The organism is Micromonospora sp. CPCC 205539 (assembly GCF_036906815.1).
In the GTDB taxonomy this organism is placed as follows: domain Bacteria; phylum Actinomycetota; class Actinomycetes; order Mycobacteriales; family Micromonosporaceae; genus Micromonospora.
In genome coordinates this window covers 250,101-270,922 of sequence record NZ_JBAKHW010000002.1, presented here as the reverse complement: position 1 = coordinate 270,922, position 20,822 = coordinate 250,101, and the positions used below count along the sequence as shown (strand labels likewise).

General features: G+C 71.1%; 18 protein-coding genes. 9 read left to right on the top strand and 9 right to left on the bottom strand.

The features are described from left to right. Positions 1-125 precede the first annotated feature (125 nt). The 7 genes from V6V47_RS03440 to V6V47_RS03410 all read left to right on the top strand — a co-directional run bounded on the left by V6V47_RS03440 (position 126) and on the right by V6V47_RS03410 (position 7,406). On the top strand, positions 126-1,130 hold the full coding sequence (locus V6V47_RS03440; protein WP_334626472.1) for a diacylglycerol/lipid kinase family protein: 1,005 nt from the start codon (positions 126-128) through the stop codon (positions 1,128-1,130). Then, on the top strand, positions 1,123-2,124 hold the full coding sequence (locus V6V47_RS03435; protein WP_334626471.1) for a YihY/virulence factor BrkB family protein: 1,002 nt from the start codon (positions 1,123-1,125) through the stop codon (positions 2,122-2,124). Before V6V47_RS03440 ends, V6V47_RS03435 begins: the two co-directional genes overlap by 8 nt. A gap of 83 nt (positions 2,125-2,207) precedes the next feature. Next, positions 2,208-3,698, top strand: coding sequence for a phosphatase PAP2 family protein (locus tag V6V47_RS03430; protein WP_334626470.1), 1,491 nt, complete (start codon positions 2,208-2,210; stop codon positions 3,696-3,698). An 8-nt stretch (positions 3,699-3,706) separates the two neighbouring features. Beyond that, a complete protein-coding gene (locus V6V47_RS03425; RefSeq protein WP_334626469.1) occupies positions 3,707-4,510 on the top strand; it encodes an endonuclease/exonuclease/phosphatase family protein in 804 nt (267 codons plus the stop codon). Between the two features lie 48 nt (positions 4,511-4,558). Continuing rightward, a complete protein-coding gene (locus V6V47_RS03420; protein ID WP_334626468.1) occupies positions 4,559-5,638 on the top strand; it encodes a hypothetical protein in 1,080 nt (359 codons plus the stop codon). Positions 5,639-5,730: 92 nt separating this feature from the next. Beyond that, complete coding sequence (locus V6V47_RS03415; protein ID WP_334626467.1) at positions 5,731-6,255, top strand: SigE family RNA polymerase sigma factor; 525 nt, start codon at positions 5,731-5,733, stop codon at positions 6,253-6,255. Next, positions 6,252-7,406 carry a hypothetical protein gene (locus tag V6V47_RS03410; RefSeq protein ID WP_334626466.1) on the top strand — a complete coding sequence of 385 codons (1,155 nt, stop codon included), beginning with the start codon at positions 6,252-6,254 and terminating at the stop codon, positions 7,404-7,406. The genes V6V47_RS03415 and V6V47_RS03410 overlap by 4 nt, the downstream gene beginning before the upstream one ends. A gap of 179 nt (positions 7,407-7,585) precedes the next feature. Here the strand turns inward: V6V47_RS03410 and V6V47_RS03405 are convergent, their stop codons facing one another. Both V6V47_RS03405 and V6V47_RS03400 read right to left on the bottom strand, forming a co-directional pair. Next, positions 7,586-8,416 (bottom strand): alpha/beta fold hydrolase, encoded by an 831-nt coding sequence (locus V6V47_RS03405; RefSeq protein WP_334626465.1) that lies wholly within the window; start codon positions 8,414-8,416, stop codon positions 7,586-7,588. Next, positions 8,413-9,375, bottom strand: coding sequence for a TIGR03557 family F420-dependent LLM class oxidoreductase (locus V6V47_RS03400; protein WP_334626464.1), 963 nt, complete (start codon positions 9,373-9,375; stop codon positions 8,413-8,415). Before V6V47_RS03400 ends, V6V47_RS03405 begins: the two co-directional genes overlap by 4 nt. 220 nt (positions 9,376-9,595) lie before the next feature. Here V6V47_RS03400 and V6V47_RS03395 point away from each other — a divergent pair, with 220 nt between their 5' ends. Beyond that, positions 9,596-10,927, top strand: a complete 1,332-nt coding sequence (locus V6V47_RS03395; protein WP_334626463.1) for a cellulase family glycosylhydrolase — start codon at positions 9,596-9,598, stop codon at positions 10,925-10,927. Between the two features lie 55 nt (positions 10,928-10,982). Here V6V47_RS03395 and V6V47_RS03390 read toward each other — a convergent pair whose 3' ends face one another. The 7 genes from V6V47_RS03390 to V6V47_RS03360 all read right to left on the bottom strand — a co-directional run bounded on the left by V6V47_RS03390 (position 10,983) and on the right by V6V47_RS03360 (position 18,504). Further along, positions 10,983-11,303, bottom strand: coding sequence for a DMT family transporter (locus V6V47_RS03390; protein ID WP_334626462.1), 321 nt, complete (start codon positions 11,301-11,303; stop codon positions 10,983-10,985). Positions 11,304-11,318: 15 nt separating this feature from the next. Next, complete coding sequence (locus V6V47_RS03385) at positions 11,319-12,563, bottom strand: RNA polymerase sigma factor (protein WP_334626513.1); 1,245 nt, start codon at positions 12,561-12,563, stop codon at positions 11,319-11,321. A gap of 24 nt (positions 12,564-12,587) precedes the next feature. Then, positions 12,588-12,989 carry a YciI family protein gene (locus V6V47_RS03380; protein WP_334626461.1) on the bottom strand — a complete coding sequence of 134 codons (402 nt, stop codon included), beginning with the start codon at positions 12,987-12,989 and terminating at the stop codon, positions 12,588-12,590. A gap of 93 nt (positions 12,990-13,082) precedes the next feature. Beyond that, the gene (locus tag V6V47_RS03375) at positions 13,083-15,290 is read right to left on the bottom strand and encodes an alpha-galactosidase (RefSeq protein WP_334626460.1); all 2,208 of its coding nucleotides are present in this window, start codon (positions 15,288-15,290) and stop codon (positions 13,083-13,085) included. Beyond that, positions 15,287-16,201: a carbohydrate ABC transporter permease gene (locus V6V47_RS03370; protein WP_334626459.1), complete on the bottom strand. Its 915-nt coding sequence runs from the start codon at positions 16,199-16,201 to the stop codon at positions 15,287-15,289. Before V6V47_RS03370 ends, V6V47_RS03375 begins: the two co-directional genes overlap by 4 nt. Further along, the gene (locus V6V47_RS03365) at positions 16,198-17,154 is read right to left on the bottom strand and encodes a carbohydrate ABC transporter permease (protein ID WP_334626458.1); all 957 of its coding nucleotides are present in this window, start codon (positions 17,152-17,154) and stop codon (positions 16,198-16,200) included. The genes V6V47_RS03370 and V6V47_RS03365 overlap by 4 nt, the downstream gene beginning before the upstream one ends. A gap of 21 nt (positions 17,155-17,175) precedes the next feature. Next, a complete protein-coding gene (locus tag V6V47_RS03360; protein WP_334626457.1) occupies positions 17,176-18,504 on the bottom strand; it encodes an ABC transporter substrate-binding protein in 1,329 nt (442 codons plus the stop codon). Positions 18,505-18,784: 280 nt separating this feature from the next. Between V6V47_RS03360 and V6V47_RS03355 the strand changes: the two genes are divergently transcribed. Further along, positions 18,785-20,788: a beta-galactosidase gene (locus V6V47_RS03355; protein ID WP_334626456.1), complete on the top strand. Its 2,004-nt coding sequence runs from the start codon at positions 18,785-18,787 to the stop codon at positions 20,786-20,788. The last annotated feature ends 34 nt before the right edge of the window (positions 20,789-20,822 follow it).

Here is a 20,822-nt window from a genome sequence, read left to right as displayed (position 1 = left end):
CACCAGGCGGATTCCCGGGCCTGCCGGTCAATCGGTGGTCGTCGCGTTGAAACCTGTCTGTGGCACTTCCGACGCGGGCTGGTTGCGGGCTCGCTGAAGCCGCCCCGGTGCTGCACACTGGCGCGGTGGATGCTGGAGAGGACAGGCGGCCCTCGGGCGGCGACGGTGGGCTGCGCTCGGCCGTGGTGGTCAACCCGACGAAGGTCACCGATCTCGACGAGCTGCGCCGCACCGTGAACGACGCGCTGGCCGCCGCCGGCTGGCCCGAGCCGCAGTGGTACGAGACCACCGTCGACGACCCGGGCCGCGGCCAGACCGAGCGGGCCATCAAGGCCGGGGTCGACCTGGTCTTCGCCTGCGGTGGCGACGGCACCGTCATGTCCTGCGTCAGCGCCCTGGTCGGCACCGACGTGGCGCTGGCCGTGCTGCCCCAGGGCACCGGCAACCTGCTCGCCGCCAACCTGGGCCTCTCCACCGACCTGGCCGCCGGGTTGCAGGTCGCCGTCGAGCGGGGCCGGCGGCTGCTCGACGTCGGCGAGGTCGAGAATCAGTACTTCACCGTGATGGCCGGGATGGGCTTCGACGCCCAGATGCTCGCCGCCACCTCCGAGACCACCAAGGCCCGGATCGGCTGGCCCGCGTACGTGGTGGGCGCCGCCCGGCACCTGCGGGACCGGCCGATGCGGGTGCAGATCCGCGTCGACGACCGCCCGCCGGTGCGCCGCCGGGCCCGCTCGGTCCTGATCGCCAACGTCGGTCGGCTCCAGGGCGGGGTGCACCTGCTCACCGAGGCCGAGCCGGACGACGGCTGGCTGGATGTCGCGGTGCTCACCCCGCGCAGCCTGCGGCACTGGCTGGCGCTCGGCTGGGCGGTGATCCGCCGCAGCGGGCAGGTGCCACGGATGGAGGTGCTCCGCGGCCGGCGCGTCGTGGTCACCAGCAACCGGGCCCAGCCCCGCGAGCTCGACGGTGACCTGATCGCCCCGGCCCGCCGCCTGCAAGCCGTGGTCCGGCCCGAGGCGCTCTGGCTCTGTGTGCCGCAGCCCGAGGACGCGCCCGACCTGGCCGACGATGCCCGAAGCGCCGGGAAGCGGGGCGAGCGGCTGATCGAGGAGGCACGCCGTGAGTAGCACCCGGATGGTGCCGGAGACCCGGCTGATGGCCGACGAGGAGCTCTCCGCCGACGACGCGTGGCGCACCCTGCGCCGGCAGGGTGGCTGGCACCTGCTGCGGGACGCCTTCATCCGCTTCCGCTACGGCGACGGTTTCAGCCACTCCCGTGCCTTCGCGCTGCAACTCTGCCTCGCCGTGGTGCCGTTCCTGATCGCCCTCACCGGCCTGATCAGCGAGCTGGGCGTCGAGGAGGGCGGCCGGGTCGTCGCCGACACCGTGCTGGCGGTCACCCCCGGCCAGAGTGCACAGGTGGTGGCCGAGCTGCTCGGTGAGGGCGAACGCGTCGAGGACGCCGGGGAGCTGGCGCTCACCCTCGGTCTGCTCACCGGGCTGGTCGCGCTGACCACCACGATGGCTCAGATCGAGCGGGGCGCCAACCGCATCTACGGCGTCGAGCGGGACCGGCCGGCGCTCCGGAAGTACCTGCGTGCGGCCGTGCTGGCCGTCGTCGCAGGCCTGCCCGCGCTGGCCGGCTTCCTGATCCTCGTGGGCGGCGGCGCGATGGGCGACTCGGTACGCGAGCACTACGAATGGGGCGCCTTCGCCAACGTCATCTGGACCGTGGTGCGCTTCCCGCTGAGCCTCGGGCTGACCGTGCTCGCCGTGGCGGTGCTGTTCCGGCAGGCACCGCGTCGCCGGCAGCCCGGTCTCTCCTGGCTCCTCTTCGGCGCCGGCATCGCCACCGCGCTCTGGTGGCTGGCCAGCCTGCTGCTCGCCGCGTACGTGCGGCTCAGTGACGCTTTCGGGCAGACCTACGGCGCGCTGACCGGGATGATGGCGCTGCTGCTCTGGGCCAACCTCACCGGCATGGCGCTCTTCGGCGGGCTGGCCTTCGCCGCCCAACTGGAGGCGCTGCGCATCGGCGTGCAGGAGCCGGCCCAACCGGATCTGTGGAAGCCCGAATCCGACCGGGTCGAGGTCTTCGACACCGGTGACATGAGCGCGCTCTAGCCGCCTCCACTCCCGTGGGTGCGTGTACGGGCGGCGCCGATCGGGTAATGCGCGCCTCGCCGGCAGATCAAGGGAGGTGCGGGGTGACCGCGGTCAAAGAGGTGGTGCGGCGTCCGATCGGGCATTTCACCGAGCGGAGCATCGCTGGGCTGGTGGCCGTCACCGGCGCCGGGGTGGCCTTCGGCCTGCTGCTGATGCTCGTCCGGGTGCGCTGGAGTCCGTTGCAGGACGCCGACCACGCGGCCGCCGAGTGGTTCAACGGGCTCGTGGCACCGCACCATCCGCTGGTCACCGTGCTCCAGGCGGTCACCGACCTGGGCGGGCGGCCGATCCTCATCTGGCTGGTCACCATCGCCGTGGTCGGCCTGCTCATCCGCCGGCAGCCCCGGCTGGCCGTCTACCTGATCATCACCGGGGTCGGCAGTCTGATCCTCGACCCGTCACTGAAGACGCTGGTCGGTCGGCTCCGCCCGGTGGTGGACATCCCGGTGGCGAGCGCACCGGGCAACAGCTTCCCGAGCGGGCACGCGCTCGGCTCGTTCGTCGCGTACGGGGCGTTGCTGCTGGTGTTCCTGCCGGCGATGGCTCCCCGCTGGCGTCGCCCGGCGATCGTCGGGGCCGCCGTGCTGGTGCTGCTGATCGGGCTGACCCGGATCGCGCTGGGCGTGCACTTCGTCTCCGACGTGCTGGCCGGCTGGCTGCTCGGCGCCGCCTGGCTGGGCGTCACCGCGTACGCCTTCCGGCTGTGGCGGCGCGAGCGGGGCCGGCCGGTGCCGCCGTTGACCGAGGGGCTGGAGCCGGAGGCCGGGCACGACATCGCCCCCGCCCCGGCCGAGGAGCACGTGCTGGCGCATCCCCGCTCGGCGGTGGCCGAGCTGCTGGTCGGCTGGGTGCTGGTGTTCGGCGCCCTGTACGGCTTCGGCACGTACGTCAGCTTCCACGCCAAGGACACCTTCTTCGGCACCCTCGACACCGAGGTGCCGCGCTGGTTCGCCGACCGGCACACCGACCTGCTGACCGAGGTGAGCTGGTGGTGGAGCAAGTTCGGTGACACCCACGCCATCCTGATCATCTCGCTGGTGTTCTGCCCGCTGGTGCTGGCGGTGTGGCGACGCTGGCGGCCGGTGCTCTTCGTGGCGCTGGCGATGATGGGCGAGCTGACCCTCTTCCTCGCCGCCGCCCGGGCGGTCGACCGGCCGCGCCCGCCGGTGGAGAACCTGGACGGGCAGATGCCCACCTCGTCCTTCCCGTCCGGGCACATCGCGGCGACCATCTGTGTCTGGGTGGCGATCACCATCATCGTGCTGCCGCGTACCGACCGGTGGTGGCGGTGGGTCTTCGTGGCCCTGGCCGTGATCATGCCGGTCGGGGTGGCCACCTCACGGATGTACCGGGGCATGCACCACCCGACCGATTTCATGGGGGCGATCCTGCTCTCCGCGCTCTGGATCGGGCTGCTCTATCTGATCATCCGGCCCAACGCCGACCTGCGGGAGGGCAACCGGCCGAGCATCGAGTCGGAGGACGTGGACACCCTCGACGACGAGCTGGCCCGGGCCGGCCGGCCCGACTGAGCGTCGCCGTGCTGCGGGTGATGACCTGGAACATCCGTACCGGCGGTCGGGACCGGGGCGGCCCCGACCGCTGGCACCTGCTGGTCGAGGTGATCACCGCTCAGCGCCCGGACGTGCTGCTGGCACAGGAGTTGCGCGGCTTCGACCGGCCCGGCGTCCTCGACGACTTCGCCGCCCGGCTCGGGATGCGCCCGTATCTGGCACCCAGTCGACTCGGCCAGCCGGTGGCGGTGCTGGTCCGGCCGACCCTGCGCACCCTGTCGGCCGGGCCGGTCCGCCGGCCGTGGCACCACGCCACCGCCCGGGTGGTGTTGGCCACCGACGCCGGGCCGCTCACCGTGCTCGCCGCCCACCTCAGCCCGTACTCCGGTGGCTGGCGCCGGCTGGAGGCGGGCTGGCTGGCCGGCGCGCTGCGACGCGCCCCGGGCCGGATGGCGCTGCTCGGCGGCGACCTGAACACTCTCGACCCCGGCACCGACCACACCGAACGGATCGGCCGGCTGGCACCCGCGTACCGTCGCCGGCACCTGCGCCGCGATCGGCGCACGGTGGACACCCGGGCGGTGGCCCGGCTGCTCGCGGCCGGGCTGGTCGACCTGCACGCGGCCGGCGGCGGCCCCGACGAGGGGTTGACCGCACCAACCCGGCACGGCGGTGGGAGTGAGTTCTCCGGGATGCGGCTGGACTACCTGTTCGGCACCCCGGCGGTGGCCGAGCGGGTCCGCGACTGCCGCGTCGTGCGGGGCGGCGCCGCGGACACCGCGTCCGACCACTACCCCGTATTGGCCGACCTGGACCTGACCGCTGACTGAGGCGGTGGCCGCCCCCCGGCCGTGGCGCGGAGCGGTTACCGTGCCCCCGTGACCGACCGTCCCACCCTTCGCCCGCCGCTGCCAGGCTCGCCGGCCGGTCACCCGACCCCGCCGGCCGTGCCGCGCCCGGTCCGCCGCCCGTCGGTGGCGGCCCCGGCCTCCGCCGAGCTTCCGCTCGTCGCGGCCGTCGCGCGCGGTCTGGCGTTGGTCGTGGTGCTGCCGGTACGCCTGCTGTGGGAGCTGTTCGCGGCCGCCGGCCGGTTGGTGAACCGGTACCTGCTCGGGCCGACCGGTCGGTTCCTGCGCGATTGGCTGCTGACGCCCCTGGCCTGGGTCCTGCACCGACTCCTCTGGCTCCCGCTGGTCTGGGTCGCGCGCACATTGATCTGGTTGCCGCTGGTCTGGGCCGCGCGCACATTGATCTGGTTGCCGCTGGTCTGGTCCGCGCGCACGTTGATCTGGCGTCCGCTGGTCTGGCTCGGTCTCGGCGTCGCCTGGGTGACGCGGACGCTGGTCTGGCCGTCGTTGGTATGGCTGGGTCAGGCTTTGGCCTGGGTGGCGCGCACGCTGGTTTGGTCGCCGTTGCGGTGGCTGGGTCGCGGCGTCGCCTGGGTGGCGCGGACGCTGGTCTGGTCGCCGCTGGTCTGGCTGGCCCGGGTGGTGCTCCGCCCGCCGTTGGTCCTGCTCGGCCGCGCCCTGGTCTGGCTCGTCGACAACCTGGTGGTCCGGCCGCTGCGCTGGCTGGCCTCGGTGCTCGCGCCGGCCGGCCGGCTGCTGTGGCACGGGCTCGGCGTGCTCGCGGGGGCGCTGGCCGTCGCGCTGATCGGGGTGGCCCGAGGCGTCTGGTGGGTCCTCGCGGGGTTCGGCCGGCTGGTCGTCGCCGCCGTGGTGGGGGCCTGGCGGGTGGCCGGGTGGCTGCTGCGGCAGGTGTACCGACTGCTGCTGCGGCCGCTCGGGCGCGGGCTGCGCTGGGCCTGGACGGCCACCGTCGTGCCGATAGCGCGTGGTGTCCGAGCGGCGTGGCGGGCCACCGTGTCACCGATGGCCCATTGGACCCGCCGTTCGGTGCTCGACCCGGCCCGGGTGGCCTCCCGCGAGGTGCTCACCGCTCTCGGCCTGCGCCGCTGACCTCAGCCGCGCCGACGACGCGCGTGCAACCTGAACCACATCCGGCTCCATCCATACGGTGACAGCGTCGGAATCCGGAACGGGAGTGGTTGATGCATGCCGCACATCGGCACGAGTACGTCGAGTTCGTCAGCGGAATGACCGAGAAGCTGCGACGCACCGCCTACCTGTTGACCGGTGACCGGCACCGGGCCGACGACGTGGTGCAACAGACGCTCACCCAGCTCTTCGTGAAATGGCCGCGAATACGGCAGGTCGACAACCCCGCTGCGTACGTCCACCGGATGCTGATCAACGCGTTTCGGCAGGAACGGCGGTCCCGCTGGTGGGGCGTCCAGTTGTTCGACCGCACACCCGAGCCGGTGCCCCGCGGTGCGCCGCCCGGGCCGGGCGACAGCGCGGCAGACGCGGTGACGGTGCGGACCGCCCTGGCGGCGGTGCCACCCGGCCAGCGGGTGGTCCTGGTGCTCCGCTTCTACGCCGACCTGAGCGTGGAGCAGACCGCCGAGGTGCTGGGCTGCTCGACCGGGAACGTCAAGAGTCAGACCGCGCGGGGACTCACCGCGTTGCGCCGGCAGTTGCCGCAGGACGCGGAGCCGAAGGGAGCAGCCCGATGATCGATCAGGAGGAGACGTACGTGCGGGGCATGTTGGCGCGCGCGGTCGACGACCTGCCCGGCGGTGAGGTGTCGATGGAGAGGGCGCTGGCCGACGGCGAACGGACGGTCCGCCGGCGTCGTCGGCTGGTCGGTGTCGGGGTGGCCGCCACGGCGATGGCGTTGGTCGGCTCGGCGGCCCTGCTGGCCGGGGTCGGGCCGTCGATCGGTCCGTCGCCCGCGGACGATCCGTCGCCGTCCGCGACGGCCCCGGCTGGTCCGCCCACGGTGGCGCCGGAGGCCTTCGATCCGACGCTGCGGCTGTTCCGGCTCGGGTCGCTTCCCGCCGGAGCGATCCAACAGGAGTCCCGGACCGACGTGAAGGTCCTCGCGGTGGATGCGAACGTGCCCGAGGCGATCAGCCCCGGCGGGCCAATCCAGCCGGGGCCGATCATGGGCGTGGGTCAATCCGTGACCGTGCGGATGGGGGCGCGGGGGGTGGATCTCTTTGCCAGCCTGCGGCAGCGGAGCGAGTTGGAGGGCCCACCCCCGCCGGTCGACCTGCCCGGCGTGCAGGTGGCGGCAGTCGACGGGCACCCGGCCTTCCTCTACACCGATGGCACCGAAACGTCGCTCTCGTGGCAGTACGCACCGGACGGGTGGATGTCCATCACGATGAACAAGGTGGACCATCCCGAGGAGTTTGGTCGCCAGATCGCCGCCGGGCTGGTGTGGGAGACCCAGCGGGTGAGTGTTCCGTTCGCACGGGTCGGTCTTCCGGCCGGCGCCACACTCAAGGGCAGCAGGGTCGAGATGTACGACGGAAAGTGGCTGACCGCCGAGGTGTTGTACCGCACGGGTGGACCGGGTCCCCGTCAGGACCTCAGCGTCGGCGTGACCAACGGTGTATTTCCCGGTGACGGGAGCGACTTCGAGGAGTCCCGCGTGATGGTGGCGGGCCGCGTCGGGTCGGCGATGGACGATGGCAATGGCGTCGGGGTCTTCCGGGTGGCGCAGGTGCCCGACTGCTCGACGTGTGTCACCGAGGTCTCGACGGAGAGCCCGGCCGGCGCGAGCGCCGTGGGCGGTCGTGACGGCGGCTTGGAGTTGGCTGCCTCGATGCGCATGGTCGAGGGCTCGGACAACCCGGCGTCCTGGCGTCCGCTCCAGTAGTGGGACCGGTGGCCCGACCCGACGTCGGGTCGGGCCAACGGCCCCCGGGCCGGCTCAGAGCACCAGATTGAGCAGTACGGTGAGCACCACCGACGCGACGATCGACGCGAGGATCATCAGCAGGCAGCCGAGACCCCCGCCGAGCGGCCGGATCTCCGTGTTGCCAAAACGCATGGGTTTCACCTGTCCGTGAGTGCGGGATCGAGGGCGAGCAGGTGGCGGATCGCGTCAGCGACCGCCGTCGGTGCGGTGGTGGCCACGTTGTGCGCCGCGCCGGGGACGACGACCAGCCGGGCGTCCGGGACGAGCCGGGTCATCTGATCCCGCCAGACGGCCGGTGCCACCGGATCCCGCTCGCCGCCGATCACCATGGTCGGCGCGGTGATCCGGACCAGGTCCGTCTCGATCGTGTTCCGGACCGAGTGCGACAGCGTCGCGAGGACCCGCCACGGTCGGGCATCCCAGAGGTCGCGGGTCAGGACCGGCGCCTGCCACGGCGATTCGCGCAGCGTGTCCACCAGCCACCGGCCGAACTGGGCTCGTCGGGACCGGGCGGCCGGGTCGCTGGTCGATCCGGCCAGCACCAGCGCGCGCACCGCGGCCGGGTGCGTCGCGGCGAGCGCGGCGGCCACCTCGGCGCCGAACGAGTGCCCGAGCAGGCAGACCGGTGGAAGGCGGTACGCGGCCAGCCAGGCGGCCAGGTGCTCAGCGTGCTGGCGCACGTCGTACGCGCCTCGGGGCCGCTCGCTCAGCCCGAACCCGGGCAGGTCCGGCACGTACACCTGATGGGTGGGGGCCAGCGCCAACGCCAACGGGGTGAGGTAGCGGTGGGAGACCGCCAGGCCGTGCACCAGCACCACCGGCGGTGCCCCGGTGCCCGGGTCCGCGCTGCGCCGCGTGTGCGTTCGTACGCCGCCGATCAGCCGCCACTCACTTGTCAGGCCGTGGGCCGGGCGGGGAGCAGTCAGCGCCAGCCGCAGCTGCGCCCGGCCGAACGGGGCAGTGCTCACAGCGAGCGCAGCCGAGGCAGCAACTGCTCCCGCGCCCAGTCCAGGAACATCGGCTGGGTCTCCCCGCCGACCTGCACGATCGCCACGTGGGTGAAGCCGGCGTCGACGAACTTACGGAACGCCTCGACGTGCGCCTCGACGTCCGGGCCGCAGGAGATGCCTTCGGCGACGTCCTCCTCGCGGACGAACTGGGTGGCGGCCGCGAAGGCCTCCGGGCCGGGCAGGTCGGCGTTGACCTTCCAGCCCATTCCGAACCAGCGGAACTGGTCGTGCACGATCTTGCGGCACTCCGCCTCGTCCGGGCCGTAGCAGATGGCCACCTGCCCGTAGCGGGGCTGACCGGCGCCACCGGCGTCGTCGTACATCTCGATGATGTGCCGGTCGGGCTCGGTGGCGACGATGCCGTTGCCGTACTCCGCGGCCAGGGTGGCGGACTGTCGACCGGAGGCGGCGACGGCCATCGGCACCGGACGCTCCGGGCGGTCCCAGATGTAGGCGTCGGGCACGTCGAAGTGATTGCCGGAGAAGGTCAGCGTCTCGCCGTTGAGCAGCGGCCTGATGATCTGCAACGCCTCCTCGAACATCTCGTGCCGCTGCTGCACGTGCGGCCAGCCGCCGACCACATGCTCGTTGAGGTTCTCTCCGGCACCCAGGCCGAGGGTGAACCGACCATCCGAGAGCGCTCCGATGGTGCTGGCCTTCTGCGCGACCACAGCCGGGTGGTAGCGGCGGATCGGGCAGGTCACGAAGGACATCAGCTCCGCCCGCGAGGTGGCGTGGGCGACCGCGCCGAGCACCGACCAGGCGTACGGGGAGTGGCCCTGGGAGTCCAGCCAGGGGTAGTAGTGATCGGAGATCACCAACTGGTCGAAGCCGGCAGCCTCGGCCCGTACCGCGTAGTCGACCAACTGCTTCGGACCGGCCTGTTCGCACATCAGGGTGTAACCGACGTTGACCATCCTGGTATCCCCTCTCCACCCGCAGCTCGTCCCCCGGATACCCAGGTCGGCAGCGGTCAACCCTCCTGTCCTGTTCGCCCGGGGATGCGCTGACCGATCCATCGGCCTACGCTGATGAATGCGCCGTCGGGATCCGGGCGGCGGCTGTCGGGCCGCAGCCGCCTTCCCCTGTCACGTCCCACCCCTGTCGGGCACCGGGGGTCCTCCCCTGAGGTAGGCCATGAAGACTCGACTCTCCGCCGCCAGCGCGGCCCTGCTCACGGTGCTCGTCGCCGTGCTGGCGTTCGGCCAGCCGGCACACGCCGGGGCCGGCTTCTCCGTCGCGGGCGGCAAGCTGTACGACGCCAACGGCACCGAATTCATCATGCGTGGGGTCAACCACGCGCACACGTGGTATCCCCAACAGACCAGTTCGTTCGCCAACGTCAAGGCGCTCGGTGCGAACACCGTGCGGGTGGTGCTCTCCAGTGGCGACCGGTGGACCCGCAACAGCAACGCCGACGTCGCCACCGTCATCTCGCTCTGCATCGCCAACCGGCTGATCTGCGTGCTCGAGGTGCACGACACCACGGGGTACGGCGAGCAGAGCGGCGCGGTCACCCTGGATCGGGCGGTGGACTACTGGCTCAGCATCGCGGACGTCCTGGCCGGCCAGGAGGAGTACGTGATCGTCAACATCGGCAACGAGCCGTACGGCAACCAGAGCTACGCCTCCTGGGCCACCGACAGCGCCAACGCGATCAAGCGGCTGCGCACCGGAGGGCTGACCCACACGATCATGGTGGACGCGCCGAACTGGGGGCAGGACTGGTCGTTCACCATGCGCGACAACGCCGCCGCGGTCTTCGCGGCCGACCCGTCGCGCAACACCGTCTTCTCCATCCACATGTACGGCGTCTTCGACACCGCCGCGGAGATCAACGACTACCTGGGCCGTTTCCGTGCCGCCGGCCTGCCCATCGTGGTGGGTGAGTTCGGCTTCAACCACTCCGACGGCGACCCGGACGAGGACAGCATCCTCGCCTACAGCCAGGCCAACGGGATCGGTTGGCTGGGCTGGTCGTGGAGCGGAAACGGCGGCGGCGTGGAGTATCTGGATCTGGCGACCGCCTTCAACCCCGCCAGCCTGACCACCTGGGGCCAACGGCTCTTCAACGGTGCCAACGGCATCCGGCAGACCGCCCGGGAGGCGAGTGTCTTCACCGGCACCCCGCCGCCGACGACACCCCCGCCCACCACGCCGCCGCCGGCCGGCGGCTGCACCGCGACGTACACGGTCGTCAACCAGTGGCAGGGCGGCTTCCAGGGTGAGGTGCGGGTGACCGCGGGAGCGACCGCGATCACCGGCTGGAGCGCCCGCTGGACCTTCGCCAACGGCCAGAGCGTCAGCCAGTCCTGGAACACGGCGCTGACCAGCAGCGGAGCGGTGGTCAGCGCGCGCAACGTGGACTACAACGGTCGGCTGGCCGCCGGCGTCAGCACCAGCTTCGGCTTCATCGGCAGCTGGTCCGGAAGCAACGCCAAGCCCGAGGTGATCTGCACCGCGAGCTGACCGACGCGCGAGTGGCCGGGCACGCACGGGCCCGGCCACCCGCGACCCTGGAGGGTCAGTGCTCCCCGGTCAGGTTCACGATGACCACCCCCGCGATGATCAGGGCGATGCCGGCGAGCTTTGCCAGCCCGAGCGGCTCGTCCAGGAACACCGCCCCGATCGCCACGATGGTGGCGGTGCCCAGACCCGACCAGAGGGCGTACGCCACCCCGATGGGGATCTCCTTGACCGCCTGGGCCAGCAGGACGAACGCCAGCAGGTATCCGCCGACGCAGGCGACCGTAGGCCAGAGGCGGGTGAACCCCGCGGTGGCCTTGAGCAGGCTGGTCGCCATCACCTCGGCCGCGATGGCGATTCCCAGCAGCACGTACGCCATGCAGTCCTCAGTTCCTCAGGAGTCGGGTGCGGCGTCGGTGGCTAGCCGAGCTGCCCGCATGGTGAGGTAGCGCTGTTCGGGAAGGCTGGTCGCCCGCGCGGCGGCGGCCCGGTAGTCGACGATCGCCCGGCCACGGTCACCGGCCATCTCGTGCAGGTGCGCGCGGGCGGCGGGCAGCCGGTGGTGCCCGGCCAGCCGTGGATCGTCGGCCAGCGCGTCGAGGGCGGCCAGGCCGGCCGTCGCCCCGTGGACCATGGCGAGCGCCACGGCCCGGTTGAGCGCCACCACCGGGCTGCCGGCGAGTCGCTCCAGCACCTCGTACAGTGCCAGGATCTGCGGCCAGTCGGTCGCATCGGTGCTCGGCGCCTCGTCGTGCAGCGCGGCGATGGCGGCCTGCACCTGGTACGGGCCGACCGGGCCGCGTGGCAGCGCCTCGGTGACCAGGGCGATGCCCTCGGCGATCGTCGCCGCGTCCCAGCGCGTGCGATCCTGGTCGGCCAGCGAGATCAGCTCGCCGGAGGGGCCGGTCCGGGCCGGGCTGCGCGCCTCGGTGAGCAGCATCAACGCCAGCAGCCCGGCCGACTCGCTGTCGGTGGGCAGCAACGCGTGCAGCGCGCGGGTCAGCCGGATCGCTTCCGCCGCCAGGTCGATCCGGTGCAGAGCGGGGCCTTCGGTGCTGGTGTGCCCCTCGGTGAAGATCAGGTAGAGCACCTGCCGTACGGCGGTCAGCCGGTCGGCGCGTTCCGCCGGGTCGGGCATCCGGAACGGCAGCCCGGACGAGCGGATGCGCTGCTTGGCCCGGCTGATCCGCTGCGCCATCGTCGCCTCCGGCACCAGAAAGGCCCGGGCGATCTCGGCAGTGCTCAACCCGCCCACCGCCCGCAGGGTCAGCGCGACGGCCGACGCGGGGGAGAGCGCCGGGTGGCAGCAGAGGAAGAGCAGGACCAGCGTGTCGTCCCGTTCGGCGGTCAACTCCTCGTCCGCTGCCGGCGCGTGCTGTCGGTCGTCCGGGTCACGCCGGGCGACCAGGTCCTCTCGGCGCCGCCGGGCCTGTTCGCCGCGGATCAGCTCGATCATCCGGCGGTAGCCGACCTGGATCAGCCAGCCGCGCGGGTTCGTCGGTGTCCCCTCGGCCGGCCACTGGGTGGCGGCGGCCAGCAGGGCCTCCTGCACCGCGTCCTCCGCCGTGGCGAAGTCACCGAACCGGCGGGTGAGCACGCCGAGGACCTGCGGCGCGAGTTCGCGCAGCAGGTCCTCGATGCGGGGATCGGTGGTGGTCAGCCCTCACAGCTCCTCAGGTGGCGCGGACATCACCGGGTGCACCTCGATCGGCATGTTCAGCGGCCGGCCCCCGGGGCCGGGCGCGGTGGAGATGTACGCGGCCAGCTCCACGGCGCGTTCCGGCGTGTCGCAGTCGACGATCCAGTAACCGGCGAGGAACTCCTTCGTCTCGGCGAACGGCCCCTCGGTGACCACCGGCGCCCCGCCCTCACCGGCGCGGACGATCCGGGCCTGCTGCGGGCCGCCGAGGCCCTGCCCGTCGACCCACTCGCCGGCAGCGGTCAGCTTGCCGTTGACCTCCCGCATGAAGCCAATGTGCGCCCGGATCTCCTCCGGGCTCCAGGTGTCGATGCCCGGGAAGTCGGTCCCGGCGGCGCTGAACTGCATCAGCAACATGTACTTCATGGTCTCGCTCCTCAGGGCTCGCACCATCTTCGGTGATCTCACCCTGAGGTAGAAGCAAGCCGCACCGTTCTCGACACCCCGACCAAAGAATTTTCAGCCGACCTCGATGACCTCCAGGACGAGGCTCTGCTCCGGGTGCAGCGCGGGCAGCTGCACCCCCACGCGGGCCAGCGCGGCACCGCTGAGCGTCACTCCGGCCGGCAGCCAGCCCGGCGCGGAGCGGTCGATGGTCGCCGGCGGCGGCACGTCCGACACCGGCCGCACCAGGTAACGCCGACCCGGGTCCAGGCCGGGCAGCCGGAGCACGCCCGGAACCTGCGCTGCCGAGGTGGCCAGGCGGGCCACGCCGTACACCGCGCGGCTGCCGTCGTGGTTGACCACGCCGTGCGCCCAGACGGCCGGGTCCGGGTGGTCGACCCGGACCACCCGACCGTTGTGCAGCACCGGACGCAGTCGCTTGTGCAGGCCCACCCAGGCGGCCAGTTCGGTCTGCTCGGCGGCGCTGATCGAGGCGATGTCCCACTCGATGCCATTGTGGCCAAAGAGCGCGGTGGCCGCCCGGAAACCGAGGTCGTGCACGCGGTTGGTGGTGTGCGAGCGTTCCGGCCCGACGTGCGTGCCGATCAGCTCCGGTGGCAGCAGCAGACCGGTCCAGCGCTGGATGCTGAGCCGTTCCAGGGCGTCGTTGCAGTCGCTGGCCCAGACCCGGTCGGTGCGGGACAGGATGGCCAGGTCCACCCGGGCGCCGCCGGACGAGCAGCTCTCGATCTCGACGGTGGGGTGCCGACGCCGCAGCTCGTCGAAGAGCCGGTAGACCGCCAGGGTCTGCTCGTGCACCCCCGGCCGCCCGTGGTGCCCCGCCTCGGTGAGATCCCGGTTCTGGTCCCACTTGAGGTAGCTGATGCCGGGGTGTTCGGTGAGCAGCGCGTCGAAGCGCTCCAGCAGGTAGTCGTAGACCTCCGGACGACCCAGGTCGAGCACCTGCTGACTGCGCCAGGACGGCGGCAACCGTCCGGGGACGGCCAGCAGCCAGTCGGGGTGCGCGCGGAACAGGTCGGAGTCGGGGTTGACCATTTCCGGCTCGACCCAGAGGCCGAACTCGAGACCTCGGCCGGTCACGTGGTCGATCAGCGGTTGCAGGCCGTTCGGCCAGACGCCCTCGTCGACGTACCAGTCACCGAGGCCGGCGGTGTCGTCACGGCGGCCGCGGAACCAGCCGTCGTCCAGTACGAACCGCTCGACGCCGATTTCCCAGGCCCGGTCGGCGAGCGACCGCAGCCGGTCCAGGTCGTGGTCGAAGTAGACCGCTTCCCACACGTTCAGGGTGACCGGGCGGGGGGAGCGCGGGTGCCCGGGCCGGGCCCGCAGGTGGGTGTGCAGCACGTCGCTGAGCCCGTCCAGCCCCGCGTCGGACCAGACCGCGTAGAGCAGAGGGGTGTCGTACGACTCGCCGGGGCCGAGCCGGATCTCGCCGGGAGCCAGCAGCTCGCCGCCACCGAGGGTCGACTCGCCGGTGGGCCGCCGCTCGGCGACGGTGACGTGGTCGCCACTCCACGCGGTGTGTACCGCCCAGATTTCACCGTGACCGAAGCCGAACCCGGCGGTGCCGGCGACCAGCAGCAGGGTGGCGTCGTGCCCGGTGCGGCCGTGGCGACCCTCGCGCACCCAACTGCCCTGCTGCCAGGCGTGCCGCTGCGGCGACCGTTCCCGGCACCACCGGCCGGTCAGGTCGAGCAGCTCGGTGGCGACCGCCGGCACCGGCAGCACCGGGGTCAGCTCGCGCAGCTCGTACGCGGTGTCGCCGTCATTGCGCAGCGTGTGGCGGATGGTCAGCAGGCCGTACGGGTCCAGCGCGATCTCGATGCTCAGGGCCAGACCGGCGGCCGGGTCCGACGCCCGCACGGTGAGTCGCGCCGAGCCAGGCTCGCCGTGCCCACCGTCGGTCTCGAGTACGCCCACCACCTTCACGTCGGTCGCCACGCGGCCCGTGTCGGGGCGGATGTCGTCCACGTCCAACCCGTCGAGGCGGAAGGAGGTGGACCAGTCGCGTCCGTCGCGGTGCCCGGCCAGCCCCGGCCGACCACTCCAGCCGGCGCTGGCCTCCGGCAGCAACGAGAGCACGGTCGGCTCGTCGAAGCTGCTCGGCACCCCCGGCGGTACGGTCGCGTCGGCGAGCTGGCGCAGGCCGTCGTCGTCGAGGTCGCCGATGTCGCCGCCCCAGTGCACGACCCGGGGCAGCCCCGGGCCGCGCGCGTCGAGCACCAGGCTGGTCCGCGCGCGGCGCAGGTGCAGGATGGTCATCCTTTGGAGGCTCCCAAGGTCAGGCCCCGGACGAAGTGCCGCTGGAGCATAAAGAAGATCACTAGCGTGGGGATCGCGACGAGCACGCTGCCCGCCGAGACCAGGTTGTTGTCGGTGAAGAACTCACCGCGCAGGTTGTTCAACGAGCTCGTCACCGGGAACTTGTCGCCGGTACGCATGAGCACGGTGGCCCAGAAGAACTCGTTGTAGATCCAGGTCACCTCCAGCGTGGCCAGCGCAGCCAGGGCCGGCCGGCACAACGGCATGGTGACCTGCCAGTACTGCCGCCAGATGCTCGCTCCGTCGACCATCGCGGCCTCGTACAGGTCGCGGGGCAGCGCCTTCATGTAGTTGCTGAGCACGAAGACGCAGAATCCACACTGGAAGGCCACGTTGATCAGGATCAGGCCCCAGTAGCTGTCGTAGAGCAGCTCGGAGTCGCTCATGAACTCCGGCAGCGGCACCTCGGTGAACAACCGGAACAGCGGAATGAGCAGCGCCTGCTGGGGCAGCAGGTTGGCCGCGGTGAAGATCCCGAGCAGCACGATGTTGAGCTTCCAACTGAACCGCGCGATCACGAACGCCACGCACGAGGCGAGGAAGAGCGTCAGCAGCACCGCCGGCACGGTGATGTACACCGAGTTGAGGAAGTGCTTGCCGAACTCCGCCGTCTGCCAGGCCGTGACGTAGTTGTCGAGGGTCCAGCCGCCGATCGAGACGTAGCCATGGGCGGCGGTGTAGTCGTACGAGCGTAGCGAGGTCAGCACCGCCCAGGCGATCGGGAACAGCCAGGCCAGCGCGACGACGATGAGGAAGCCGTGCAGCAGCATCCGCAGCGGGGTCAGCTTGCGGCGGCTCGCCGGTGCCTCCGGCCCGCCCTCGGTACGCCGGGTAACGGTCGCGGTGCTCATTCCCGGTTCTCCCTCATCACGGTCGCCAGGTAGATGGTGATGAAGACCAGCGAGACGACCAGCATGATGGTCGCCAGCGCGGAGCCGAAGCCGATCCGGCTCGCCTCACCCACGACGTTCTGGGTGACCAGCGCGGAGATCAGCTCCAACCCGTTGCGGCCCTTGTTGACCACCCAGACCAGGTCGAACGCACGCAGCGACTCGATGACCGTCACCACCAGCACGATGATGTTGATCGGTCGCAGCACCGGGAACACGACCCGGAAGAACGTCCGGCTCTCCGAGGCGCCGTCGACCGCTGCGGCCTCCCGCAACGACGGGTCGACGCCCTTCAGGCCGGCCAGATAGAGCAGCATGATGTAGCCGACGTGCCGCCATCCGGAGGCGATCATGACCGCCCAGATGTTGACGCTCGAGTCGCCGTACCAGTCGACGTCGCTGCCGAACACGGCGTTGATCAGGCCCTGGTCGCGGGAGTAGAGCAGTTGCCAGACGAAGCCGATCAGCGCCAACGAGAGCACCACCGGCAGGTACAGCGCGGTCTGGTAGAAGCGGCTGCCGCGCATCTCCTTGTCGAGCAGGACGGCCAGGAACATGCCGAACGGGGTGGCGACCACGAACAGCACCGCCAGCCAGAGCAGGTTGTGCTGGATCGCCGGCACGAACGGCGGGTAGATGTTCACCACGTCGCTGTAGTTACGAGCGCCGACGAAGTCGATTTCGTTGAGTGGGCCGATGCCGTCCCAGTCGGTGCCGGAGAGCAGCACGGTGGCCACCGCAGGCAGCCAGACGAACCCGGTGACGAGCAGCAGCGGTACGAGCACCATCAGCGTGATGACCACGCGGTCGGTGCGGGACAGGAGCCGTAGCCGCCGGCGGCGACCACCCGTGGGGGTGGTCGCGGCCGGCGACGGTACGGCGCGATCCGCTTGGATCAGGGGTAGGTCGGACATGATGTCCTCCCCTTTCCGCCGTCAGTCAGTGAAGATCGACTTCTTCTGGTTCTCGATGGACTTGGTGAGGCCGTCGATGTCCTTGGGGTCCTTGATGAACTGCTGGAGCGCCGGGATGATCACCGTCGAGGCGAAGTCCGGCCGGGTGTCCCGGTCGAGGAACTGGGCGATCTCGGTGGCCGAGCCGACCAACTCGGCCGCCTTCTTCTGCAGCGCGGTGTAGCCGCTGGTGTCGGCGCCGGTGTTGGCGACCAGGGTGCTCGGGTCGTTCTTGACCGTGATGTCCGCGGCGGCCTTGCCACCGACGTACTCCAGGAGCTTCTTGGCGTTGGCCTCGTTCTTGGGCTTACGGGCCAACATGTAACCGTCGATCGGCGCGTCCAGCGCCTTGGCGCCGATCGCCGGGTCGATCTCGGGGAAGGTGAAGAAGTCGAGGTCGCTCTGCTCCTCGTTGCTGAACTGCTGGGCGACGAAGAGACCGAGCAGGTACATGCCGCTCTTCTTCTGCTGGACCGACTGCGCGGCCTCCTGCCAGGTGCGGCCGAGGCTGTCCGGCTGGTGCAGGGGGAGCAGACCGGCCCAGGTGTCGAAGACCTTCTTGACCTTGTCCGAAGTCCAGGCTTCCTTGCCCGCCATCAGGTCGATGTGGAACTGGTAGCCGTTGATCCGCAGGTTCAGGATGTCGAAGGTGCCCATCGCCGGCCAGCCGTCCTTGTCGGCGAAGGCGATCGGGGTGAGGCCATCCTTCTTCATCTGCGCGCTCAGCGCGGTGAGCTGGTCCAGCGTCGTGGGCACCTGGTAGCCGTGCTGCTGCCAGACCGACTTGCGGTAGAACATGGCCCACGGGTAGTAGGACGAGGGGACGAAGTACTGCTTGCCGTCGTCGCCGGTGGACGCCTTCTTGAAGGCGTCGGAGAAGCCGGAGAGCTTGCCCCACACGTCGCTCATGTCGCCGGCCAGGCCCTTGGCGGCGAAGAAGCGCATCCGGTAGCCGGCGAACCACATGAACACGTCGTCCGGCTTGCCCTGCAGGTAGTTGTTGATGTTCTCCTGGTACGTGTTGTGGTCGACCGTGTTGATCGAAGGCGTGACGCCAGACGAGGTCTTGAACCCGTCCATCACCTTGGCGATGACGTCCTTCGGCTTCGGGTCGGATTGGTTCGAGCCGACCGACACGGCCTTCGAGTCGGACCCGGAGCCGGAGTCATCGCCGCAGCCGGCGAGCATGCCGGTGCCGAGCAGCGCGCCGGTGCTGGCCGCGCCGGCCAGCAGCGACCGCCGGTTGATGCCGGCGACGGAGGGCGGTACGAGCCGGGCGAGGTACTCGGCTTGGGAGCGGGGACGGGTCATTCGTGCCTCCTGCGGATGAAGAGGAGCTACGCCCAAGGGGGTCATGAGGTGGGGGCAGTCCGGCGCCGTGAATACACATCGGGATCCACCGAGAATCCACATTGGCAAACACGAACGGCCATCGGGGCCTCAAGCTACCCCTCCGCCGGCCGCTGTCAAGAGGGCAGTTCGCCTCCCGGAACCTAGTCGTGACAAGGCTGTTACGAGGTAAACGTTGTAAACGAAACTGATGTTGGAACCTGTTGACTTCGGCGGGGCGTCAGGTGCACCCTCAGCTCTCATGCGGCAATGGCAAGGCGATGGCATCTACTTCGGCGGCGACTACAACCCGGAGCAGTGGTCCGAGCAGACCTGGTCGGAAGACATCGAGCTGATGCGTCAGGCCGGGGTCAATCTGGTCTCCGTCGGCATCTTCTCCTGGGCTCTCCTCGAGCCGACCCCCGGTCAGTACGAGTTCGGTTGGCTGGACCGGGTCCTGGACCTCCTGCACGACGGCGGCATCCAGGTCGACCTGGCCACGGCCACCGCGAGCCCGCCGCCGTGGCTGGCCCGCGCGCACCCGGAGACCCTTCCCCGCCGCGCCGACGGCGCGATCCTCTGGCCGGGCGGCCGGCAGGCGTACTGCCCCAGCTCTCCGGTGTTCCGAGAGCGGTCGCTGGAGTTGGTACGTGCGATCGCCAGCCGGTACGCCGAGCACCCCGCCGTGGTGATGTGGCACGTCTCCAACGAGTTGGGCTGCCACAACGTGCACTGCTACTGCGACGTGAGCGCGGAGGCGTTCCGGGGCTGGCTGCGTGAGCGGTACGGCAGCCTGGACCGGCTCAACGACGCCTGGGGCACCGCCTTCTGGAGCCAGCGCTACGGAGACTGGGCCGAGATCAACCCGCCGCGCACCGCGCCGACCTTCGCGAACCCCACGCAGCAACTGGACTTCCTGCGCTTCTCCTCCGACGAGCAGCGCGCCCAGCTACGCCTCGAACGTGAGCTGTTGAAGACGCTGGTCCGCCAGCCGGTGACCACCAACTTCATGATCGGCACCGGGATCAAGCACATGGACTACCACTCCTGGGCCGGCGACGTGGACCTGGTCTCCAACGACCACTACCTGACCGCCGCCGACACGCAGGCGCACCTGGGGCTGGCGCTCGCCGCCGACCACACCCGGGGCGTCGCCGGCGGCGATCCGTGGCTGCTCATGGAGCACTCCACCAGCGCGGTGAACTGGCAGCCGCGCAACGTCGCCAAGCTGCCGGGGGAGATGCGCCGCAACAGCCTCGCGCACGTCGCCCGTGGTGCCGACGGTGTGCTGTTCTTCCAGTGGCGGGCGTCCCGGGCGGGCGCCGAGAAGTTCCACTCCGCGCTGGTGCCGCACGCCGGGCCGGACACCAAGGTTTTCCGCGAGGTCTGCCAGCTCGGCGCCGACCTCAAGGCGCTGGCCGAGGTACGCGGCAGCCGCGTGGCCGCCGAGGTGGCCATCCTGTTCGACTGGGAGGCGTGGTGGGGCGTCGAGTTGGACTCGCACCCCAGCACCGACGTCCAGTACGCCGACCGGATGGGCGCCCTCTACAACGCGCTCTGGCGAGCCGGTGTCACCGCTGACATCGTTCACCCGTCGGCCGACCTCACCGGCTACCGGCTGGTGTTGGCGCCCACTCTCTACCTGGTCCGTGACTCCGACGCCGACGCGCTGCGCCGGTTCGTCGAGGCGGGCGGCACCGCGGCGGTCACCTATTTCAGTGGCATCGTCGACGAGAACGACCACATCCGGTTGGGCGGCTACCCGGGTGCCTTCCGCGAGCTGCTCGGCGTACGGACCGAGGAGTTCTTCCCGCTGCGCCAGGGTGAGCAGGTTCGGCTCGATGACGGCAGCACCGCCGACGTGTGGACCGAGTGGCTGCACCCGGAGGGCGCCGAGGTGCTCGCCTCGTACACCGATGGGCCTTTGCCTGGCGTGCCGGCGCTGACCCGGAACGCGGTCGGCGCGGGCGCCGCGTGGTACGTCGGCACCCGGCTGGACGAGGCGGCCACCGACCGGCTGGTCGCCCGGCTGGTCGCCGAGGCCGGCGTCCGCCCGGCCGCGCAGGTGCCGACCGGGGTCGAGGTGGTCCGGCGTCGCGACGGCGAGCGGAGCTGGCTGTTCGCGATCAACCACACCGACGCCGAGGTACGGCTCGACGCGACCGGCACGGAGTTGTTGACCGGACAGCGGTGTGCCGGTGAGCTGAAGGTGCCGGCCGGCGAGGTGGCCGTGGTGCGTGAGGACCGGACCGACGGCCCGGCCTGAGCTCGGCGGCAGTGACGGCGCGAAGGAGTTTCCC